The sequence below is a fragment of the Candidatus Polarisedimenticolaceae bacterium genome (genome assembly GCA_036275915.1).
Taxonomy (GTDB): domain Bacteria; phylum Acidobacteriota; class Polarisedimenticolia; order Polarisedimenticolales; family DASRJG01; genus DASRJG01.
In genome coordinates, this window is record DASUCV010000004.1 from 78,878 (window position 1) to 100,736 (window position 21,859).

12 protein-coding genes are annotated in these 21,859 nt (G+C 69.9%); 2 read left to right on the top strand and 10 right to left on the bottom strand.

The annotated features are described in order from the left end of the window. Window positions 1-3: 3 nt before the first annotated feature. Window positions 4-6,819 (bottom strand): thrombospondin type 3 repeat-containing protein, encoded by a 6,816-nt coding sequence (locus VFV19_02525; GenBank protein HEX4823166.1) that lies wholly within the window; start codon window positions 6,817-6,819, stop codon window positions 4-6. Window positions 6,820-6,937: 118 nt separating this feature from the next. On the opposite strand from VFV19_02525, the gene VFV19_02530 reads away from it, so the two are divergent. Further along, window positions 6,938-8,398: a S8 family serine peptidase gene (locus tag VFV19_02530; protein ID HEX4823167.1), complete on the top strand. Its 1,461-nt coding sequence runs from the start codon at window positions 6,938-6,940 to the stop codon at window positions 8,396-8,398. Next, window positions 8,395-10,674, top strand: coding sequence for a sulfatase-like hydrolase/transferase (locus tag VFV19_02535; GenBank protein HEX4823168.1), 2,280 nt, complete (start codon window positions 8,395-8,397; stop codon window positions 10,672-10,674). Before VFV19_02530 ends, VFV19_02535 begins: the two co-directional genes overlap by 4 nt. A 54-nt stretch (window positions 10,675-10,728) precedes the next feature. Here VFV19_02535 and VFV19_02540 read toward each other — a convergent pair whose 3' ends face one another. The 9 genes from VFV19_02540 to VFV19_02580 all read right to left on the bottom strand — a co-directional run bounded on the left by VFV19_02540 (window position 10,729) and on the right by VFV19_02580 (window position 21,855). Then, a complete protein-coding gene (locus tag VFV19_02540; protein ID HEX4823169.1) occupies window positions 10,729-11,544 on the bottom strand; it encodes a hypothetical protein in 816 nt (271 codons plus the stop codon). A gap of 230 nt (window positions 11,545-11,774) precedes the next feature. Beyond that, entirely contained in the window at window positions 11,775-13,205 is a 1,431-nt protein-coding gene (locus tag VFV19_02545) for a hypothetical protein (GenBank protein HEX4823170.1), read from the bottom strand. Between the two features lie 63 nt (window positions 13,206-13,268). Continuing rightward, a complete protein-coding gene (locus tag VFV19_02550) occupies window positions 13,269-13,958 on the bottom strand; it encodes a lytic transglycosylase domain-containing protein (GenBank protein HEX4823171.1) in 690 nt (229 codons plus the stop codon). Continuing rightward, the gene (gene alaS, locus VFV19_02555) at window positions 13,907-16,588 is read right to left on the bottom strand and encodes an alanine--tRNA ligase (protein ID HEX4823172.1); all 2,682 of its coding nucleotides are present in this window, start codon (window positions 16,586-16,588) and stop codon (window positions 13,907-13,909) included. Before alaS ends, VFV19_02550 begins: the two co-directional genes overlap by 52 nt. Beyond that, entirely contained in the window at window positions 16,585-17,052 is a 468-nt protein-coding gene (locus VFV19_02560) for a RecX family transcriptional regulator (GenBank protein HEX4823173.1), read from the bottom strand. Before VFV19_02560 ends, alaS begins: the two co-directional genes overlap by 4 nt. A gap of 76 nt (window positions 17,053-17,128) precedes the next feature. Continuing rightward, window positions 17,129-18,313 (bottom strand): type IV pilus twitching motility protein PilT, encoded by a 1,185-nt coding sequence (locus VFV19_02565; protein HEX4823174.1) that lies wholly within the window; start codon window positions 18,311-18,313, stop codon window positions 17,129-17,131. Between the two features lie 61 nt (window positions 18,314-18,374). Continuing rightward, window positions 18,375-20,309, bottom strand: coding sequence for a sulfatase-like hydrolase/transferase (locus VFV19_02570; protein ID HEX4823175.1), 1,935 nt, complete (start codon window positions 20,307-20,309; stop codon window positions 18,375-18,377). Then, on the bottom strand, window positions 20,306-21,022 hold the full coding sequence (locus tag VFV19_02575; GenBank protein ID HEX4823176.1) for a 16S rRNA (uracil(1498)-N(3))-methyltransferase: 717 nt from the start codon (window positions 21,020-21,022) through the stop codon (window positions 20,306-20,308). Before VFV19_02575 ends, VFV19_02570 begins: the two co-directional genes overlap by 4 nt. Then, window positions 21,019-21,855 (bottom strand): 50S ribosomal protein L11 methyltransferase, encoded by an 837-nt coding sequence (locus tag VFV19_02580; GenBank protein ID HEX4823177.1) that lies wholly within the window; start codon window positions 21,853-21,855, stop codon window positions 21,019-21,021. The genes VFV19_02575 and VFV19_02580 overlap by 4 nt, the downstream gene beginning before the upstream one ends. Window positions 21,856-21,859: the final 4 nt, after the last annotated feature.

Genomic DNA, 21,859 nt, shown 5'->3' on the forward strand with positions numbered 1-21,859 from the left:
TTCCTACGGACACGGGGCGCTGTTCGGCCGCGGCGTCCCGTTGCTGCGGTTGCCGAGCGGACCTTCGCCGCACTGTGCGTTCTTCGCGGTGATCAGGTAGTAGAAGCCTGCCGTCGGCGTCGCGGCATCCGTGATGCTCGTTCCCGCCAGGCCCGACTGGAAGCAGGTGTGGTTGTACAGGATCCCGCCACTCGACGGGATCGTGCCGCGGTAGCTGTTGTAGGTGTTAGCCCCGGCGACCGCGGTCCACCCGAGGGTCGTCTTGCTCGACCAGAGGAGGGTCGCGCCGACGACCGGCGCCGATTGCACCGCGGGGTCGAACGGAGCGCAGTCGATCGCGTCGGGCGTCCCGTCGTTGTCGTCGTCAGGGTCGCACGCATCGCCCATCGAGTCGCCGTCGAAGTTCGCCTGGTCGTTGTTCGGCGCGTTCGGGCAGTTGTCGCACGCGTCGCCGTAGAGGTCGCCGTCGGCGTTCGCCTGCGTCGGGTTCGGGACGGAGATGCAATTGTCGCAGGCGTTCCCGATGCCGTCGCCGTCCTGATCGGCCTGTGACGGGTTGGGGACCGTCCTGCAGTTGTCGACCGTGTCGAGGATGCCGTCCCCGTCGTCGTCGTTGTCGCACGCATCGCCCTGCATGTCGCCGTTCGTGTCCGTCTGGAACCCCTGGGCGATCTCGAGCGCCGTGACGATCCCGTTCAAGTCGATGTCGCAGAAGAGCGGATTGACGCCGCAGTTGCCGTTCCGCGTGTCGGGACAGTTGTCGCAGAGATTGCCGACCCCGTCGCCGTCGTTGTCCTCCTGCTGCGGGTTGACGACCGTCGGGCAGTTGTCGCAAGCGTCGCCGATCCCGTCGCCGTCCTGGTCGAGCTGCGTCGAGTTCGCGACGAGGCGGCAGTTATCGTTGACGTCGGGGATGCCGTCGCCGTCGTCGTCGAAATCGCAGGCGTCGCCGGCGCCGTCGCCGTCCGTGTCGAGCTGGTTCGCGTTCGCGACCGTCGGGCAGTTGTCGCAGGCGTCGCCCACGCCGTCGAGATCGCTGTCGGCCTGGTTCGCGTTCGCGACGTTGACGCAGTTGTCGCAGACGTCGCCCCGCCCGTCGCCGTCGGCGTCGTTCTGGTTCGTCTGCGGCACCAAGGGGCAGTTGTCCGTGACGTCCGGATAACCGTCGGCGTCGTCGTCGGTGTCGCACGCGTCGCCGAGATTGTCGCCGCCGGGGAGGAGCTTGTCGGTGTTGCGCTGATCCGGATTCGCCACCGTCGGGCAGTTGTCGCAGACGTCGCCCACACCGTCACCGTCGCCGTCCGCCTGATTCGCGTTCGCGATCGTCGGGCAGTTGTCACAGGCGTCGCCCTTCCCGTCGCCGTCGCTGTCGGCCTGGTTCGCGTTCGCGTTCAGCGGACAGTTGTCGGCGCCGTCGAGCACCCCGTCGCCGTCGTCGTCCGTATCGCAGGCGTTTCCGATCCCATCCCCGTCGGTGTCGAGCTGGTTCGCGTTCGCGACCGTCGGGCAGTTGTCGCACGCGTCGCCCACGCCGTCATGGTCGCCGTCCGCTTGCGAGACGTTGGCGACGAGGGGGCAGTTGTCGGACCCGTCGAGGATCCCGTCGTTGTCGTCGTCGGGATCGCAGGCGTCGCCGAGGCCGTCGGTGTCGGTGTCGCGCTGGTCCGGGTTGGGGATGAAGGTGCAATTGTCGTCGCACCCCTGCGTCTGGCCGGTCACGCAGGTGTGGTCCGTCGTCGAACCGGACGCGTCGCCGTCGTCGAAGACGCCGTCGTTGTCGTCGTCGGGATCGCAGGCATCGCCGAGCGCGTCGCCGTCGTTGTTCGCCTGGTTCGCGTTCGCGATCGTCGGGCAATTGTCGCAGGCGTCGCCCTTCCCGTCGCCGTCGGTGTCGGTCTGGCTCTGATTGGCCGTCGTCGGACAGTTGTCGCAGGCGTCGCCGACGCCGTCGCCGTCGGTGTCGAGCTGGTTGGCGTTCGCCGTCGAAACGCAGTTGTCGCAGACGTCGCCCTTCCCGTCGCCGTCGGCGTCGGCTTGGTTCGCGTTCGCGTTGAGCGGGCAGTTGTCCGAGACGTCCGCGATGCCGTCGCCGTCGTCGTCGCTGTCGCACGCGTCGCCCAGGCCGTCGCCGTCCGTGTCGGTCTGGGTCGGGTTCGTCACGGTGGGGCAGTTGTCGCAAGCGTCGCCGAAGGCGTCGCCGTCCGAGTTCGTCTGGGAGGCGTTCTGGATGAACGGGCAGTTGTCCGACACGTCGGGGACGCCGTCGTTGTCGTCGTCGGTGTCGCACGCATCGCCCTGGGCGTCGCCGTCGTGGTTGTCCTGCGTGGGGTTCGCGACCGTCGGGCAGTTGTCGCACGCGTCGCCGCGGCCGTCGTGGTCGGTATCGGTCTGCGAAGCGTTCGCGACCCCCGGACAGTTGTCGGTCGTGTTCCGGACACCGTCGCCGTCGGTGTCGACCGGCGACACGATGTACGCGCGCCCCGCGGTCGTCTTGTTCGCGTTGCCGCCCGCCGCTCCCGACGCCCCTATGAGGATGTCCTTGATCCCGTCGGCGTTCAGGTCGCCCGTACCCACCGCCGACCCGAGATTGTCCGAGGTCAAGGCGCCGTAGATCTGGATGTCCGGAGCGCTCGTGCGGAGGTCGATGACGTGCGGCAGCGCGGCCTTGCCGAAGAAGACGAGCGTCTTGCCCGCCGCGATGCGGCCCGACGCGGTGAGATTGGGGCCGCCGATGAGGAGGTCGTCCCGGCCGTCGCCGTCGACGTCTCCCGCCGCGAGCGCCGCGCCGATCGCATCGCCGGCATCCGAGCCGTAGATCGTCGTGATCAAGTTGAAGGGTGCCGTCGGGTCGGCGAGCGAGATCGCCGATCCGGCGGCGAGGTCGTTCCGGCCGCGGACGACGTAGACCTCGCCCGCGCGGTCCCTCACGTCACTCGCGGTCGGCCCGTCGGCCTCGGTCGATGAGATCACGAGCTCCCGGCAGGTCGGGCAGGACGGACTGCCGTCGCCGAACTCGCCCGACGCGAGCGCGAACCCGGCGAGGTCGTTCGCGTCGATTCCCGTGAACTGCACGAGGTAACTCGAGGCGGTCGCGAGGTCCTTGTCGCCGGACAGGTTCGACGCTCCGGCCACGATCGTGATCTCGCCGGCGTCCGGCTTGCCCCCCGGATCGCCGAGGATCGCACTGATCGCGATGTCGTCGAACGCGTCGGCGTTGAACCGGAGTGTCGTGAGCGCCGAGCCCAGCCGGTCGGACGGCGACGCGCCGAAGATGCGCACGCTGGCCACGTTGTTGCCGCCAAGGTCGTAGGACACCGCCGGGGCCGACCGGCCGAACAGGACGTAGACGTCGCCCGAGTCGACCCGGTTATTGTTCTTTCCGTCCCCGCCCGGCGCGCCGAGGATCAGGTCGGCCTTCCCGTCGCCGTTCACGTCGCCCATCGCCACCGCCGCCCCGAGCTGGTCGTTCGCGTCGGGGGCGAAGATGGTGACGTCGGCGTTCGACCGGCTGGCATCCGCGCTATGGAGATCGATCGTCGCCGGCCACGTCGTCCTCCCGAAGAGGACGTACGCCTCACCGGAGTTGGGGCGCGCATTGTTCGGTCCGTCGGCGTATCGGGCGCCGATCAGGAGGTCCTTCTTGCCGTCGCCGTTGAAGTCGCCGATCGCGACCGAGGTGCCCGCGGCGTCCGACGGATCGGAGCCGTAGATCACCACGTTCGGCGGCGTCGTCGCGAGGTCGATCGGGCTCGTCCACGCCTGGCGGCCGAACACGATGTAGATCTCGCCCGCCGTGCTCCGCGCGTTCCCGGGCCCGTTCGCGAGCGGGGCGGTGAAGACGAAGTCGGCGATCCCGTCGCCGTTCAGGTCGCCTGAGGCGATGACGTTGGTGACGTCGTCGAACGCGTCGATGCCGTAGAACGTGATGTCGCTCGGCGTCGCAAAATCGATCGTGGTGAAGTCGCAGACGTCGCCGCGACCGTTGCCGTTCGTGTCGGCCTGATCGGGGTTCGCGCGAAACGGACAGTTGTCGGTCGCGTCCGGGATCCCGTCGTTGTCGTTGTCGGCGTCGCAGGCGTCGCCCAGGGAGTCGCCGTCGTTGTTGCGCTGGTCGGCGTTCGCGACCGTCGGGCAGTTGTCGCAGGCGTCGCCGACGCCGTCGCCGTCGCCGTCGGCCTGGTTCTGGTTCGTGACCGTCGGGCAGTTGTCGCAGGCGTTCCCGAGGGTGTCGCCGTCGCTGTTCGTCTGCGTCGCGTTCGCCACGTCCGGACAGTTGTCGGACGCGTTCGCGATGCCGTCGCCGTCCCGGTCGTTGTCGCACGCGTCGCCGACGCCGTCCGCGTCACCGTCGGCCTGCGTCGGGTTCGCGGTGTTCGGGCAATTGTCGCAGACGTCGCCGCGCCCGTCGCCGTCGCTGTCGCTCTGGTTGGCGTTCGCGATCTGCGGGCAGTTGTCGCAGGCGTTTCCCTTCCCGTCGCCGTCGGAGTCGGCCTGGTCGGCGTTCGCGACCGAGGGGCAGTTGTCGCAAATGTCGCCCCGGCCGTCGCCGTCCGTGTCGGCCTGGAGCGCGTTCGAGACCGTGGGACAGTTGTCGCACGCGTCGCCCTTGCCGTCGCCGTCGGTGTCGACCTGCGAGGCGTTGCTCACCGTCGGGCAGTTATCGCACGCGTCGCCTTTTCCGTCGCCGTCCGTGTCGGTCTGCGTGATGTTCGACACCGTCGGACAGTTGTCGCACGCGTCGCCGAGCGCGTCGGAGTCGGAGTTCGCCTGGCTCGCATTCGGCACCGTCGGGCAGTTATCCGACACGTCCAGCACGCCGTCACCGTCGTCGTCGGTGTCGCAAGCGTCTCCGATGCCGTCGCCGTCGAGATCGGCCTGCGTCGGGTTCGCGACGGTCGGGCAGTTGTCGCACGCGTCGCCGAACGGGTCGCCGTCGGCGTTCGCCTGGGTGGGGTTCGGCACGAGCGGGCAGTTGTCGTTGACGTCGAGAACGCCGTCGTTGTCGTCGTCGGTGTCGCAAGCGTCGCCCAGGGAATCGTTGTCGTGGTTCGCCTGGTCGGGATTCGCGTTGTTGATGCAGTTGTCGCAGCTGTTGCCGACGCCGTCGTTGTCGTTGTCGAACTGGTTCGGGTTGTAGACGTTCGGGCAGTTGTCCGCGAGCTGGCGGCGGCCGTCGTTGTCCTTGTCGAACGCCGAGACGAGCCACGCCTCTCCAGCCCCGAGCTTCTGGTTGTCGGGGTTCCCGCCCGGCCCGTCATCCGGGCCGTCCGCATCGGGAACGCCGATCAAGATCTCGCCGATGCCGTCCCCGTTGGCGTCGCCGCAGGCCAGCGTGCCGCCGATCGCATCGCTCGGATCGCGGCCGTAGAAGATGGCGTCGACGATCGACCCCGACGACGCGTCGTGAAGATCGATCGTCGCGGGAAACGGGTTGTCCGGCTGGTACTGGCCGAAGATGACGTAGACCTCGCCGGCGGAGTCGCGGCCCCCGGGCAAGGACGGCGGACCGTCCGCGCCCGGCGCGCCGATGACGAGATCGTCCATCGTGATCGTGCCGCCGCTCGTCGACTCCGAGCCGTTCAGGCTTCCAACCGCGAGCCCTTCGCCGAGCCGGTCCCCCGCATCCGAGCCGTAGATCCTGACGCTCGGCGCGGTCGTCTTGAGGTCGATGACGGCCGGCGGGCTGGCCGCGCCGTAGATGAGGTCGACCTCGCCGGCGCCGGACCTCGTCCCACTCGGGCCGTCGGCGAAGTTGATGCCGATGGCGACGTCGGCGTAGGCGTCTCCGTTCAAGTTCCCGGCGACGAGGCCTTCGGCGGCGGTCCCGTTCCCGCTCGAGGCGCCGTAGATCGTGACGTTCGCGCTCGTCCCGAGCGCGATCGTCGCGGGCAGACTCGCCGAACCGAAGACGATCCGCACCTCGCCCGAACTCGGGCGGGGATCTGCGACGGGTCCGTTGCCTCCCGGGACGCCGACGATGATGTCCTTGCGCCCGTCGCCATTGACGTCCCCCACAGCGACGGCGCGTCCGGCGGCGACGAGCGTGTCCGGACCGGTGAGCGTGACACTGGGATGCACCTGGCTGGAGGCAAGGTCGAGCCGTCCGGCGGCGATGTTTCCGTAGAACACGTAGACCGCGCCGCTGTCGGTACCGTTGGCGTCGGCACCGGGCGCGCCCATGATCAGATCGGCCTTCCCATCCCCGTTGACGTCCCCCACCGCGACGGCACGACCGAGCTGATCCCCCGCCACCGCACCGAAGATCGTGATGTCGGCGTTCGTCGCGGCAGGATCCACGTTCCGGAGGTCGATCGTGCTGGGCCAGCTCGACCGGCCGAAGAGGACGTAGACCTCGCCCGCGGAGCTGCGCGCGTCGTTCGGGCCGTCGGCGCTCGGGACGCCGAGGACGAGATCGGCTTTGCCATCGCCGTTGAGGTCGGCCGCGGCGAGCGACCGGGCAAGCTGGTCCGCCGCCGTGACCCCGTAGATCGTCACGTCCGGCGGAGCGGTGAGGAAGTCTTGGGTCCGCCCGTACTGTTTGGTGCCGAACCGGATGTAGACCTCGCCGGTCAGGTCGCCCCGGGTGTCCGAGGGCCCGTCTCCGCCGCGGGCCGCGATGATGAGATCGGGGATCCCGTCGCCGTTGAGATCGGCGACGAGCACCGCGGAGCCCGTCGCATCGCCGTCGGTGGTCCCCCACGCGACGAAATCCTGCGAGTCGGTCTGGAGATCGACCTGAGTTCCCGCGAATTGCGCGAAGATGCCGGGCGCCGCAAAGGCCAGTACGAACGCGAGCACACCGCGCGCACACCACCGCATCGACCTGCCCCTCCCGGTCCTTGTTCCCGGTAACCCTCTTCTATACCGCTGCATCGGAGGAAGGTCCAGCGACAACGCGCGGCAGTGGTGGCTTTCGGCGGTGTATAGTCGAACGCCGATGCGCCGTTCGGGCAGGACACACCGCTGGGATCCGCTCGGCGGAGTCGTCCTGGCCCTGGCCGTGCTCGCGTGCACCGCCGGCGCGGGAGCGGGGGCGTCATCCCGCTCCGTCCGCGGACTCCCGCTTCTCCCCTCCGTCTCCGCCGCATCCAAGTTCGAGGGCGATTTCGAGTCCCGCCTCGCGGCATCCGATCCGGGCCGCCGCCAGGTCGCCCTCATCGACCTGACCGACCAGCTCGATCTTCGCGAGCTCGGCCGCCGCCTCGACCGCGCCGGGCAGGGCAAGCGCGCGCGCCGCGATGCGGTGGTCTCGGCCCTCGAGCAGGTGGCGCGGCGCCAGCAGGCGAAGCTGGCGCCCACGATCTCCGCCCTGACGTCCGACGGGTCCCTCGGGTTCGCGAAGGGGGTCGCGATCGTCAACCGGCTGGTCGTCGAGGGGACCCCGCAGGCGATCCGCACGCTCGCGCGTTGCCCCGAGGTCCGTTCGGTCCGCCCGGACTGGAGCTCCGAGCGCGCGCCCGTCGGCAAAGGGGACGCGGAGGCCGACGCCACGCTCGGCGCAACGTTCCCCTCTTGGGCGCCGGCCAGCATGCACGCCGACACCTTGTGGTCGCGTGGATACGACGGGCAGGGCGTCGTCGTCGCGATCATCGATACCGGCGCGTTCGAGAGCCACGAACAGCTCACGGGCCGCCGCGTGCCGGGCGATGCGGGATGGTTCGATCCGGTCGAGGGAACGACGATCGGCACCGATCACCACGGACACGGCACGGGGGTTCTCTCCCAGGCGGTCGGCGGCAATCCCGAAGGGCGGATCGTGGGCGTGGCGCCGAAGGCACGGTGGGCCGCGGCGGTCGGCAATTGGCGCAATTACTACGTTCGCTCGCGGATGACCCTCGCGGCGGACTGGGCGCTCCGGGTCGCCCGCCCCGACGTTCTCGTGAACGCCTGGTCGCACGACGAAGGTCCGTGCAGCGAGTTCGACCGGCCGTTCATCGACGCCTGGAAAGCGTCGGGCATCTTCGTCGTCTTTCCGGCCGGGAACGGCGGACCGGCGGCGGGAACCGGCGAGAGCCCTGCGCAGCTTCCGGGGGTTCTTGCCGTCGCCGCGCTCGGGCGGGACGGTCTCGTCGACGCCCTGTCCAGCCGCGGACCGAGCCGCTGCGGCAGCCCGGGGTTCCCTTCGTTCGCGGCTCCCGGACGCGACCTGCCCATGGCGCTCGCGAGCGGACCGCGCGCCTACGCGATGGGCGAGGGAACGTCGCTCTCCGCCGGCCTCCTCGGGGGCGCGGCCGCGCTCCTCCTCCAGGCCGCTCCCGAAACCGACCCCGACACTCTCGAGCGGGTCCTCGTCAGGACCTCGCGGGACCTCGGGCCGCCGGGGCGCGACGACGACACGGGGGCAGGCGCGATCGACCTCGAAGCGGCGCTCGCGGCGCTCGAAGAGCGGCGGCCGTGAAGCGTGCGGCGCTCGCGGCGCTCGCCGTCGTCCTCGCCGGGTGCGGTGGCCGGCCGAGGGACGTCGTCGTCATCACGCTCGACACCTTCCGCGCCGACCGCCTCGGCTGCTACGGCTCGACACGCGGTCTCACGCCCCGGCTCGACGCGTTCGCACGCGAGGCCGTGGTCTTCGCCGACGCGAGCTGCGCCGTGCCGCTCACCTTGCCGTCGCACGCCGTCATCTTCACGGGGCGATACCCGTCGACGACGGGCGTGCGGAACAACGGAGCGTTCGTCGTGCCGGCGAGCGAGACGACCCTCGCCGAGGCGCTCGCCGCGCGCGGCTGGCGCACCGGCGCCGTCATCGCGGCCTTTCCGCTCAAGGCGCGTTTCGGCTTGAGCCAGGGGTTCGAGATCTTCGATGAGGACTTGCCGGCCGTCGCGCTCGAGCCTGGCCGGACGTTCGCGGTCCATTTCGCCGAGCGCGACGCGACGGCGGTGACCGACCGCGCCCTCGCGGTCTGGGCGCGCCTCGCGGGCAAGCCTCGCTTCCTCTGGGCCCACTACTTCGACGCCCACGCGCCGTACACCGCGCCCGCGCGCTTCGCCGCGGCGCATCCGGACGCGCCGTACGACGCCGAGGTGGCGTACGTCGACGAGCAGGTCGGCCGGCTCCTCGACACCCTCGAGCGGGACGCTCCCGACGCGCTCATCGTGATCGCCGGCGATCACGGCGAGAGCCTCGGGGAGCACGGCGAGAAGACGCACGGCGTCTTCCTCTACCAGAGCACCGTCCACGTCCCGCTCATGATCCGCGCGCCGCGAAGGTGGCCGAAGCCCGGCGTGATCGAAGCGCCGGTCTCGCTGGCCGACGTGATGCCGACCGTTCTCGGCACCGTCGACGTCCCGGCCCCCCCGGGGCTCGATGGCGCGGACCTGGCGCCGCTCATCGAGCGCCACCGTCCGCCGCACCGCGAGGTCTACGCGGAATCCTATCTTCCGTTCCTCCAGTTCCGGTTCAGCCCGCTCACGATGCTGCGCGACGGCGGCCTGAAGTACATCGAGGCCCCGACGCCCGAGCTGTACGACGTGGGCGCCGATCCCGGGGAACGGCGCAACACGTGGAGCCGGTCGGGGCCGGCCTCCGAGATGGCGGAGCGCCTCGCGGAACAGCGGGCCCGCGCCGACGCGCAGGCGGCCGGCCGCGCCGAGGGCGCGCTCGACGCCGAGGCCGAGGCGCGCCTGCGCAGCCTCGGCTATGCCTCCGCCGGCACGCTCGCCGGATCGAGCGGGCCTCCCGGCCGTGACCCGAAGACGATGACCGGCTACCTCGAGAGCTACGACGAGGCGATCGGCCTCGTCGGCGCGGGCGAGGTCGAGAAGGGGCTGTCGATGCTCCGCGCGCTCGTGCCGCAAGCGCCCGAGAACTTCATGGTCCATTACCAGATCGCGGCGGCGCTGATCGGCTCTGGACGGAACGATCAGGCGGTCCCCGAGCTCGAGCAGGTCATCGCCGCGGCCCCGGAGTTCGGCGCGGCGCACATGATGCTCGGCGAAAGCCTCGCCGCGCTGGGCAGGCTCGACGACGCGGTCGCGCGGTTCGACGCCGCGGCGCGCGCCATGCCGGGGCTCGCTGAGCCGAAGATCACCGAAGGCCACGCGCTCGAGACCCGCGGCCGCTTCGACGCCGCGGCGGTGGCCTACCACGACGCCATCGAGCGCGAGCCCTCGTCCTGGAACGCCGCGTATGCCCTGCTGACGCTGCGGGTGGGACGCGGCGACGTGGCCCACGCCGTCGACGAGTTGGCCGCGCTCCGCGGAGAGCACGCGGGCTCGTGGGCGCTCGAGACGACGTACGCCGATGCGCTGTCGCGACAGGGCGAGACCGGTCGCGCGGAGGAGGCGATCCGGCGCTCGTTGGCGCTCGATCCCAACCGCCTCGAGACGCTCGAGCGCGCGGCCGCGATCTTCGTCGCCGCACGGCAGCCGAAGGAAGCGATCGACGCCTACCGCAAGATCCTGGCGGCCGGGCCCGGCACGGCGGCGGCGCAGTGGGGCCTCGCCAAGGTGCTCGTCCAAGCGGGGACCGACGGCGAAGCCGACGCGGCCATCGGAGAGCTCGAGCGCCAGTACCCGCGGCGGGCCGACGCTCTGATCTTGCGCGGGCTGCTCTTCGAGCGGCGCGGCGATCGCGAAGCGGCCGAGGGCGCCTATCGCAAGGCGGTCGCTCTCGATCCAGGCTCCGAGCCGGCGCGGCGCGCGCTCGAGCGTCTGGTTCGGGGCGGCGCTCGCTGAAACAAAGAGGGCGGGGTTTCCCCCGCCCTCTTCGCATCGTGGATTACGAACGGATCAGTAGTGAATCTGCGGAGCGTTGGCCGCCTGATTCGTCTGCTTCACGTGGAACGTGTTTGCCACACCGTCGATCGTGATCGTCGCGTCGACGTACGGACCGGGGTGCGAACGATTCCAATTACCGAAGGCCTGCATGGCGTTCCGGTTGTTCGGATTCGTCATGTCGAGGATCGCCCGGCGCTTCGCGAGGTTGAACTGCACGCCGATCTGCCCGGTCATCGGAACCTGGAAGGCGCTGCCGTTGTGGTTGTCCACCACGATCGACGTGTTGAGCGCGTTCAGGTTCGTCCGCAGCCAGGTCTGGCCGTTCAGCTGGACCGGGGTCATCTCGTTGGCGAGGGCGAGAAGCTTCATGCTGCGGTCGCCGTTGGCGACGCGGCCGCACTCACCGTAGTAGCGGCTGGTGCTCACGAGGTACGTGAGGCTGCGGAAGCCGCTGCAGTTCGCGTTGCCGCGATAGTCGAACATGTCGACGTCGCCCACCTCGGGATCGTCGGCCGTCACGATGGCGCAGCCGTTCCAATCCGGCGAGCAGTAGGTGTCGTCCTTGAAAAGATCGTCGATCGTCGTCGCGAAGTTGTACGTCGAGAGCGTACGGTCGCCGTTCGCGGCCTGGTCGACGTACCACATGAAGTTGTCAACGCCGTCGGGCCACGTGGTCGCGAACTGCGCGAACTGGCGGATGTACGCCTTGCCGTTCGTGTTGACCGTGCCGCCCACGTCGTTGTCCGTGATCAGGGAGTAGTTCGTGATGGCACAGCCAAAACCAAGGGCTGCTGCCGCCGCGAACGCCGCCACAACGAACTTCTTCATCACATGACTCCTTTTCGACAGTCTGTCGCTGCCCCCTGGAACTAAAACTTTTTAGGCCCCTTGCCCCCTTGAACCCGCTGCTGCCGGCGAAACTGTCCTCACATCCAGGCTCTCCAACGCAACTCCTTGGTCCAAGTTGCGAAGGTATACAGCGATTTTTTGTCAGTCCGTCGAGATTTGTGATGACCAAACCTTGCAATGTGCTGTCCGATTCATACCTTGCGAAGGTTTCAGCGTTTTTCCGGTTCGTCGGAGATGAGCAGCGCGAAAGCCGTATCGCCATCAATGCGCTGCCATCCATGGCGCGATGACAAAGCGGCCGCGAGCGGATCGCCCGCGTCGACGAGCACCCATCGGATATCGAACCGGCGCACGAGATCGTCGAAGAGCCGCTCCCAGCCCGGTCGAGCGAGGAGGATCGTGTCGTACACGTCGGTGCGGAACGTGCCGTAGAGGTCGTTCCGTCCGTCCATCGCGACGACCTCGCCGGGGTAGAGGCGCCACATCAGGAAGCCGCCGAACCGGTAGGCGTTGAAACCGTTCCCACCGATCCCCTGCCGGACGAGGCGGCGCACTTCCGTCTCGGGAAGCGGGCGGCTCGGCTGCTCGCCGAAGCGCGGGACGACGCCGATGAACTTCGCTCCGGAGAGGAGCACGACGATGATCGCGGCCCCGACGAGGACCAGCGGCCTCGCGCGGAAACGCAACCCGCCGATCGCCTCGATCGTGACCGGCACGAGCACGATCGCGAACAAGGGAAGATGCCGGATCGCCGTCACGAAGAGCGCGCCGAACCCCAGGACGCGAAGGAGCCCGGCCGGCCTCGGTCTTGCCCCCGCCACGATCGCCGCCACGAGAAGCGCCGCCGTCAGCACGAGGAGCGGGAGATGGAGGAGGTCCGGCCGCGCCCACTCGTTGTTGCCGGCGACCATCGCCGGATCGCGCGCGTACCGGAACGCGTAGGCGAGCTGCCGCCAGCCGAGGGGGTTGAGGCATGCGGCGACGGGGGCGAGGAGCGCCGCCAACGTCACCCGGCGAGCCCGCGCCTCGCGCGCGATCCAGGCGCCTGCGGCCTCGGCGGCGACCGCGGCGCAGCCGAGCAGCACCGCGCCATGGACGTTCGACCAGACGGCGATCACGGCGAGGACCCCGGCCAGCGCCCCCTTCGAGCCGATCCGGTCGCGGTCGAGAAGGTCGATGACAGCGGCGAGCGCGAGGTACGAGAGGATCTGCGGCCGGATGTCCCAGAAGAGGTTGCCGAAGGTCAGGAAAGCGGCGAGCCAGACCCCGAGCGCGGCGAGGCCGGGGCCGGCCCCGGAGCGGAGGATCGTCGCGGCGAGGAGCGCCATCGTCGCCGCGCAAGCCGCGCCGCGGAGGAGCACGAGGCCGACGCGTCCGCCGGGCGTGAGCACGAGCACGCCGCCGTCGTCGCGCTCCGCACGTCCGATGAGCGCGGCCAACGCCTGGAAGCCCCACTCGTTGTCGTGCCACGGCGCCTGTCCGAACGTCGCCGAGCCGACCCCGCGCGTCGGGATCGTACGCGTGTCGAGGATCCTGCGTCCGGTCGCGAGGTGGTAATAGGCGTCGACGCTCGTGATCGGGAAGAGGGCCAGCCAAAAGGTCGCGAGGACGGCGGCGAGAGGAAGGAAGCGCGCGTTCACGCGCAAACGATAGCCGGTAGTCGGTGGTTTCCGATCTACAGTCCGACGACGATCGACTCTCGATTAGTTCGAGAGGGTGATCGAGCCGTCGGACCCCATCGTCATGAGAATCTTCGTCGTCGAGCCCTTCAAGGGCTTCGCCGCGACGGCGGGCGACGACCGCCCCAGAGAATTCTCGATCTTCTTCACGTACTGCTGCGTCTCCTGGTAGTTCGGGACCCCGCCGTACTTGTGGACCGCGCCGGAACCCGCGTTGTACGCGGCGAGAGCCAGCGTCACGTTACCGTCGAACTCGTCCAGGAGGTCGCGGAGGTGGGCCGCGCCCGCACGCAGGTTCTGGTACGGATCGTGGAGGTCCGAGACACCGTACTGCTTCGCCGTCGACGGCAGGAGCTGCATGAGCCCCCGCGCGCCCTTGTTCGAGACCGCCTTCGGGTTGAAGCCCGACTCGACGAGGGCGACCGCCTTCACGAGCGACGGATCGACGCCGTTGTCGCGCGCGACCTGATCGATGTAAGGGTCGTAGATCGTCGCGGGAAGCGCGCCGGGGCGGGCGTACTGCGCGGGGCCCCCGCGCAGCCTCGGCACCGGCTTGGCGGTCCGGTGCTTGTCGACCGGCACCGTGTTCGTGAAGATGACGTTCCCGTTCTTGTCCGTGTAGAAGAGCATCTCGTCCGCGCGCACGGACGCCGCGCAGAGCGTCAGGACGACGGCGAGGCAGAGGCTTCGATGCGGCGCGCAACGGCGGTGCATGCCGTCCTCAGCGCCTCGTCCAGCCGCGACGGGTCCTTGCCTCCCGCCTCGGCCAGATCCTGACGGCCGCCGCCCCCGCCTCCGATGATCGCGGCCAGCTCGCGGACGAGCTCGCCGGCGCCGACCTTGCCCTTGACGTCGTCCGTGACCGCGACGAGCAGAGAGGCCTTCCCGTCGTCGGCGCGGCCGAGGACCACGATGCCGGAGCCGAGCGTCTTGCGAAGATCATCGGCGAGGACGCGCGACTCCTGCGCGCTGAGCCCGTCGACGCGCGCCGCGAGCACCTTGACCCCGGCCGCGACCTCCGGTGACGCGGCGCGGCGCGCGAGATCCTCGCGGACGGCGCGCACGCGCTGCTGCTCGAGGTCGCGCTGCACGACGCGGAGCTGCTCGAGGCGCTGCCCGAGCTCGGCAGCCGCGTCGTGGCGCGGCACGGACAGGAGATCCTCCACACGTCTCAGAATCTGGTGATCGGATCGTGATTTTTCCAGCGACCCTTCGCCGGTCACCGCCTCGACCCGGCGTGTCCCCGAGGCGACGCCGCGCTCGTGGGTGAGGAGAAACATCCCGATCTCGCCCGTTCTCGCGCAATGGGTCCCGCCGCACAGCTCTTTCGAGAATGACCCGATCGTCACCACTCTTACGTTTTCGCCATACTTCTCGCCGAAGAGCGCCATCGCCCCCGACTGGAGCGCCTCGTCGAGCGGCAGGACGTCGGTCGTGATCTCTGCGTTCTCGAGGACCTTCCGGTTCACGAGCGACTCGATGTCGGCGAGCGCCCGGTCGCCGACGCCGGCGAAGTGGGAGAAGTCGAAGCGCAGCCGGTCGGGCGCGACGAGCGAGCCGGCCTGCTTGACGTGCGTGCCGACGACCTCGCGCAGCGCAGCGTGGAGCAGGTGGGTCGCCGTGTGGTTCCGGCGGATCGCATCGCGCCTGGCGACGTCGATCTCCGCGGCGACGTACTCCCCCACCGCGAGGCGTCCGGACTCGACGAGGACGCGCGAGGCGATGAGCCCCGCGGCCGGCCGGTGCGTTCCGTCGACACGGACGCGCGCACGCTCGGACACGATCCACCCGGTATCGCCGATCTGACCGCCCGCCTCGCCGTAGAACGGCGTCGCCTCGAGGAGGACCTCGCCCGTCGCCCCTTCGCGCAGCTCGTTCACTGTGGAGCCGGCCTCGTCGATGAGCGCGGCGACCTTCACCCCTTCGAGCGCCGGTACGCGGAAGCCCTCGAAGACCGTGCGATAACGTCCCGCAAGCTCGTGCCACGCGCCCGCCGCTTCTTCCTTCTTCCCACCCTTCCACGAGGCCTGCGCACGCTGGCGCTGCTTGCCGAGCTCCGCCTCGAACCCCGGCATGTCGAGAGTGATGCCGCGCTCCTCGGCGACGTCCTGCGCGAGGTCGAGCGGAAGGCCGAAGGTATCGTAGAGCCGGAACAGGTCGGCGCCGGGGAGCACCCTCGCCTCTCCCTTCATCTTCGCGAGCGCCTCGTCGAGGAGCGTGAGGCCCGCCGCGACCGTCTCGCCGAAGCGCTCCTCTTCGCGGCGCGCCACCTCGAGGATCGCCGGCATGGCGCCGACGATCTCGGGATAGACCTCGCCGAGCGTCTCGATGACGGCGGGCGCGACCCCGTGAAGGAACGGTCCCTGGATCCCGAGCTTCCGCCCGTGGCGGATGGCGCGGCGGAGCACGCGACGCAGCACGTACCCGCGCTTGTCGTTCGCGGGCACGACACCGTCGGCGACGAGGAAACAATGCGCGCGGATGTGATCGGCGATGACGCGCATCGAGACGTCCGCCGCGTCGTCCTCGCCGTACGTGCGGCCCGACGCCCTCGCCGCCGCATGCAGGATCGGCTGGAAGAGATCGGTGTCGTAGTTGCTGCGCTTCCCCTGGAGCACCGACGTGATCCGCTCGAGCCCCATGCCGGTATCGATCGACGGCGCCGGCAGCGGCTCGAGACGGCCGTCGGCGTGCTGCTCGAATTGCATGAAGACGAGGTTCCAGATCTCGATGTAGCGGCGGGTGTCGGTGTCGGGGTTCGAGACCCCGGCCACCGAGGTGAGATCGGCGCCGAGATCGTAGTGGATCTCGCTGCACGGCCCGCACGGACCGGTGTCCCCCATTCTCCAGAAATTGTCTTTCTCGCCGAGCCGGAGGATCCGGGACGGATCGACCCCGACGACATCGCGCCAGATCGCGAGGGCCTCGTCGTCGCCCGGCACCTGCTCGGTCCCCGCGAAGACGGTGACCCAGAGGCGATCCGCCGGAACGCCGTACACCTTCGTGATCAGGTCCCACGCGAAGGAGATCGCCTCCTTCTTGAAGTAATCGCCGAACGAGAAGTTGCCGAGCATCTCGAAGAAGGTGTGGTGGCGGGGCGTGCGGCCGACCTGCTCGAGGTCGTTGTGCTTGCCGGAGACCCGGAGACATTTCTGCGACGAGGTCGCGCGCACGTACTCGCGCTTCTCCTTCCCCGTGAACACATCTTTGAACTGGTTCATTCCGGCGTTCGCGAAGAGGAGCGTCGGGTCCTTCGGGAGGACGAGGGGCGAGCTGGGCACGATGCGGTGCCCGCGCGCGGCGAAGAACTCGAGGAAAGCGCGGCGGATCTCGAGCGATGTCACGGATCGTCCCTTTCGAGGCCGTACGGCGCGAGCGCCGCGAAAGCCGCACTCTCGTCAAATCCTTCGGAGAGCAGCGCATTGTACACGCGCGCGAGACGCGCCTTGTCCGCGCGGCCGGGCGCGGGACCGAGCCTCTTCACGACGGCGCGCGCCAAGCTCGCGGCCGGATCGACGGCACCCGAGGCGACGGCATCGTCCCACGCGGACTCGGCCGCGCTCTCGTCGATGCCGCGTGCGGCGAGCTCGCCGACGACCCGCGCCTTGCCGCGGCTGGCGCCGCGGGTGCGAACACGGTCGGCCGAGACCGCACCGTCGTCGATCTTGTAGGTCGCCGCGACGCGCGCGATCGCCTCGTCGATCGCGCGCTTCTCGTACCCCTTCGCCTCGAGCTTCAGGGTCAGCTCGCGGCGTGTGAGAAGGCGGCGGCCGAGGAAACGGACGGCGTCTTCGTAGGCGGTCGGCACGTCGTCACTGTAGCGCGGCAAAAGAAAACGCCGCCCGGTGGGGCGGCGTCGTCGCGTTGCGGTTCGAAAACTCCGGCTAGCCCCGGCTGAACTCGAACGGCGAGTCGGGGTGCTGCGGGTCCATCCCGCCGTTCTCGGCCTTGGTCGCGGCGGAGTCCATCTGCTCGGCCGCCATGTCCGACGTGCTGTGGATCCCGGCGACCTTGAGCTTGAACTCGTCGGGGTTCGTCGCCTGCCGGAGCGCCTCCTCGAACGAGATGAGGTCCTGCCGGTAGAGCCGGTAGAGCGATTGGTCGAACGTCTGCATCCCGTACTGGCTCGTGCCGGCCGAGATCGCGTCGCGGATCAGCTTCGTCTTTTCCTTGTTCTCGACGCAGTCGCGGATGTAAGCGGTCGAGCGCAGCACCTCGACGGCGGGGACACGGCCCTTGCCGTCGCTGCGCGGGACGAGGCGCATCGACACCGCCGCCTTCAAGACCGACGCGAGCTGGAGGCGGATCTGCTTCTGCTGGTGCGGCGGGAATACCGAGATGATGCGGTTCACCGTCTCCGTCGCGTCGAGCGTGTGGAGGGTCGAGAGCACGAGGTGGCCGGTCTCGGCGGCGGTGAGCGCGGTCTCGATCGTCTCGTAGTCGCGCATTTCGCCGACGAGGATGACGTCGGGGTCCTGACGGAGGGCCGAACGCAGCGCGAGGGCGAAGGACTTCGTATCGACCTCCACCTCGCGCTGGTTCACCAGGCTCTTTTTGTCCCGGTGCAGGAACTCGATCGGATCTTCGATGGTCATGATGTGCTCGGTCCGCGTCGAGTTGATGAAATCGATCATCGCGGCGAGCGAGGTGGACTTGCCGGAGCCGGTCGTCCCGGTGACGAGGATCAGACCGCGCCGCTCCCCGGAGATCTGCTCGAGCACGTTCGGGAGGAGCAGGTCGCGGATCGTCAGGATCTTGACCGGGATGACGCGGAGGACGAGACCGACGGTGCCGCGCTGCTGGAAGACACTGCAGCGGAAGCGCCCCAGACCGGGCACCGAGTAGGCCATGTCGATCTCGAAGTTGTCCTTGAACTTCTGCTTCTGGCGGGCGCTCATGATGCTGAACGCCATCGCGATCGTGTCCTCCTGCATGAGCCGCTTCTGCTCGGTGAGGGGCAGGAGCTTGCCGTCGACGCGAATGACCGGGTGGCTGCCGACCTTGAGGTGAAGGTCCGAGGCGCCGCGGTCGGTCGAGATCTTCAGGAGGTCATTGATGTGCAGTTCCATGGACTCCCCTTCGAGGGCGGTACGAACCCCGTCCGGAACATAGGTTCCGTGGGAAGTCGGGTCAAATCCCAGCCAGGCGCGCCTTTACCGCGGGGTCTCCCGCCGACCGGTCGGCGCACCTCCTGGCCAGCGCCACGGCGTCGTCCCGGCGTCCGAGACGCTTGAGGAGGGCGATCGCCCCGTCGAGCGCGCTCAGGTCGGAGGGCCGGCTGTCGAGCGCAGCCTCGTACCCGGCGAGCGCTTCGGCGTCGTGCCCGAGCCGCTCGTGCGCCCGCGCCGCGAGGGCGAGGAGCTCGGCGTCTCCCGGCGACGTCTTCAGTCCACTCTCGGCGGCGGCAAGTGCCTCTCCGCTCTTTTCGTCGGCGAGCAGCGCCTCGGCGAGTCGCGCGTCGACGCCGACGAGGCCGCCGCCCCTCGCCTGGAGCGTGCGCCACAGCGCGACGTTCTCGCCGGACTTTCCTTCGACCCTCAGGAGGTCCGCGAGGCGCCGGTACGCCAGGTAGAAATCGGGGTAACGCTCGACGAGACCGCGATAGGCCGCTTCGGCACCGGCGAGATCGCGGCGTGCCCGGAGCGCCTCGCCGAGACGCAGCCGGAACTCGGGGTTCCCGGGATCGCCGGCGACGAGCCTCTCGAAGAGCGGCACGGCGTCGCCGCCCGAGTGGATCGCCTCGGTCCCGTGGAGATAGTCGTCGTAATCGCGGAGCGCGTCCTTCGGATCGCGGCGCTGGGTGCCGGGTGCGGCCGCGTCGCCCGTGCCGCCGCTTCCGACGTAGCCGAGCGACTGGAGCTTCGCGAGCGCTTCGTCGTCAAGAGACGCGGCAGACGACGCGAGCCGGTGACGCGACGATGCGCCGCGGAGTGCCTGGCGGAGCGCTGCGTCGGCCGCCGGGTCCCGCCCCGCGAGGTTCTCGGCCTCACGCGCATCGGTGTCGAGCTCGTACCGCTCCGGCCGCGGGGCCTCGATCCACTTCGCCGGGCCGCGGCGGACCGCCGACAGCTCGGCCCAGCCGAACTCCTCGGCGGCGAAATGGGTCTCGGCATACACGTCGCGCGCGGGAGCGCCGCGACCGAAGAGGTCCGCGCCGTCGACCTCGGGAAACGGGACGCGCGCGAGCGCGGCGAGCGTCGGCGCGAGGTCGACGAGGCTCGCCGGCGCTGCGATCCGTTTCCCCGCCGCCACGGTCCACGGAGCGCGAATCGCGAGGGGCACGTGAATCATCGGCTCGTAGAGGAGGAGGCCGTGCGTCGGCTCGCCGTGGTCGCCGAGTCCCTCGCCATGATCGCCGGCGACCGCGACGACGGTCCGATCGAGGACTCCGGCGTCGCGAAGCGCGCCCACGATCCTGCCGAGCGTGGCGTCGGCGAAAGCGATCTCACCATCGTACGGTCGCGCGCGGAACCTCTCCGCGTAGGGGCTCGGCGGCGTGTACGGGTCGTGCGCGTCGTAGAAGTGGACCCACGCGAAGAACGGCGCGTCTTCCTTCGCCATCTTCGCGAGCCACGGCATCGCGCGCGCGGCGACCTGATCGGCCGTGCGCTCGGGTCGTGACCGCCCCTTCTCGTCCTGGCCGAAGTCGTCGTCGAACGTCTTGAAGCCGGTCGCGAAGCCGAACGGCCGCGAGACGGGGAAGGCGCCCACGAACGCTCCCGTCTCGTAGCCGGCGGCGGCGAGCACCGACGCGAGCGTCGCCGCCTCGGCCGGGAGACGGAGCCGCCCGTTGTTGCGCACCCCGTGCGCCGCGGGATAGAGGCCGGTCATGAGGCTCGCGTGCGCGGGCGTCGTGAGCGGCGTCGGCGTCCACACGCTCTCGAAGAGCACGCCTTCCTTCGCGATGCGGTCGAAGACCGGCGTCGCCGCGTCCTTGTTCCCGTAGGCGCCCAAGTGGTCGGCGCGCGTCGTGTCGAGCGTGACGAGCAGGATGTTCGGATGTGCGGGCGGCGCCGGGCGTCCGCACGCGGCCGCCGCGAGCAAGAGGACGACGAGCGCTCTCAACGCCCGAGGTCTCCCCAGGCGTGGAGCACGATCGCCGCGGCGACGACGCCCGCGGTCTCGGTGCGGAGGATGCGAGGGCCGAGCGAGACCGCATCCCAGCCCTGCGCGGCCGAGCGCTCGAGCTCCGCCTCGCTGAATCCTCCTTCCGGCCCGACCGCGATACCGACCTCCCGCGTGGCCCCGCGGGCGAGAGCCGTCGCGAACGCGACGCCGCCCGAGGAGGTATCGAGGACGAAGCAACGCCGTTCGGGGGATGCAGCTTCGATCGCTCCGATCGAGACCGTCGGGACACGCCGCCGCCCGCTCTGCTTCGCGGCCTCCATGACGATGCGCTCGTACCGCTCGAGGCGTGCGGGAGACGGCACGTCGGCCTCGGAGCGCTCCGCGGCGAAGAGCCTGAACGCCGAGACGCCGACCTCGGTGCCCTTCTGCAGGACCCACTCCACACGCTCGGGACGCACGATCGCTTGATGGACGACGATCGCGATCGGCGGCTCGGAATCTCCCGTCCGCGGGTCCCGCACCTGGAGGCGCACGACCGATTTCTCGATCGCCTCGATCGTCGCATCCCACTCGCCCCCGCTCCCGTCGAAGACGGCGACCTCGTCCCCGGTCCGCAGGCGAAGGACGCGGGAGACGTGGTGCGACTCCTCGGGATCGAGCACGATCGACGTGCCCGGCGCGCACGGCGCCGCGGAGAACACCCGCCTCATCGCGCGCGGATCAAGAGCAGGCACGCCCACGGTCCGTCGCGACGCTGCTCGTCGAGGACGAACCCGTGGAGGGCCGCGACCACCTCCCCGGCGTCGTCGGCGACGATCCCGGAGACGACGAGGTGGCCGCCGGGTCTCACCGCGGAAGCGAGGGCCTGGGCCTGGCTCAAGAAGAAGGACGACTGGACGTTCGCGACGACGCCGTCGAAAGCGCCGGACGCGGCATCGAGCGAACCCTCGACGACATCGATCACCGTTTCGGCGCGGTTCCTGGCCACGACTTCACGGGCGACGTGCGCGGCTTCCGGATCGTTGTCGACGGCCACCACCCGTGACGCGCCGCATCGCACGGCGACGATCGCGAGGATCCCGGTGCCCGTGCCGACGTCGACCCAGGAGGATCCGGGACGCACGAGATCTTCGAGCGCCGCGGCGCACATCCTCGTCGTCTCGTGCTCGCCGGTCCCGAAGGCCATTCCGGGGACGAGCACGATCGGATCGCGGCCGGGATCGGCATCGCGCGCGCTACCGGGCAGGACGACGAACCGCCGCCCCAGAGGAATCGGCGCGAGCGCGGCCTGCCACTTCTCGACCCAGCGGGCGTCGGCGACATCCTCGACGCGGAGCGCCGTCGCGATCCCGTGCGCCTCGAGGACGCGCGCCGCGCGGCGCCGCCAGGCTTCCTCGTCGTCCGCTTCGCCGAGGTAGACCCGGAGCGTGCTCGCTCCCGGTCCCGCGGGCTCGATCTCGACGCCGAGACTCCCGCCGCCGAGCACCGACGCCACCTCGTCCTCGACGGACGAGGGAACGACCGCCGACAGCATGCGCCACATCCCT

What these genes read in the sequence shown, in the direction of transcription:
- VFV19_02525 (HEX4823166.1), bottom strand. Translation starts at nt 6,819, where the DNA reads ATGCGGTGGTGTGCGCGCGGTGTGCTCGCGTTCGTACTGGCCTTTGCG.
- VFV19_02530 (HEX4823167.1), top strand. Translation starts at nt 6,938, where the DNA reads ATGCGCCGTTCGGGCAGGACACACCGCTGGGATCCGCTCGGCGGAGTC.
- VFV19_02540 (HEX4823169.1), bottom strand. Translation starts at nt 11,544, where the DNA reads ATGAAGAAGTTCGTTGTGGCGGCGTTCGCGGCGGCAGCAGCCCTTGGT.
- VFV19_02550 (HEX4823171.1), bottom strand. Translation starts at nt 13,958, where the DNA reads ATGCACCGCCGTTGCGCGCCGCATCGAAGCCTCTGCCTCGCCGTCGTC.
- VFV19_02565 (HEX4823174.1), bottom strand. Translation starts at nt 18,313, where the DNA reads ATGGAACTGCACATCAATGACCTCCTGAAGATCTCGACCGACCGCGGC.
- VFV19_02575 (HEX4823176.1), bottom strand. Translation starts at nt 21,022, where the DNA reads ATGAGGCGGGTGTTCTCCGCGGCGCCGTGCGCGCCGGGCACGTCGATC.
- VFV19_02580 (HEX4823177.1), bottom strand. Translation starts at nt 21,855, where the DNA reads ATGTGGCGCATGCTGTCGGCGGTCGTTCCCTCGTCCGTCGAGGACGAG.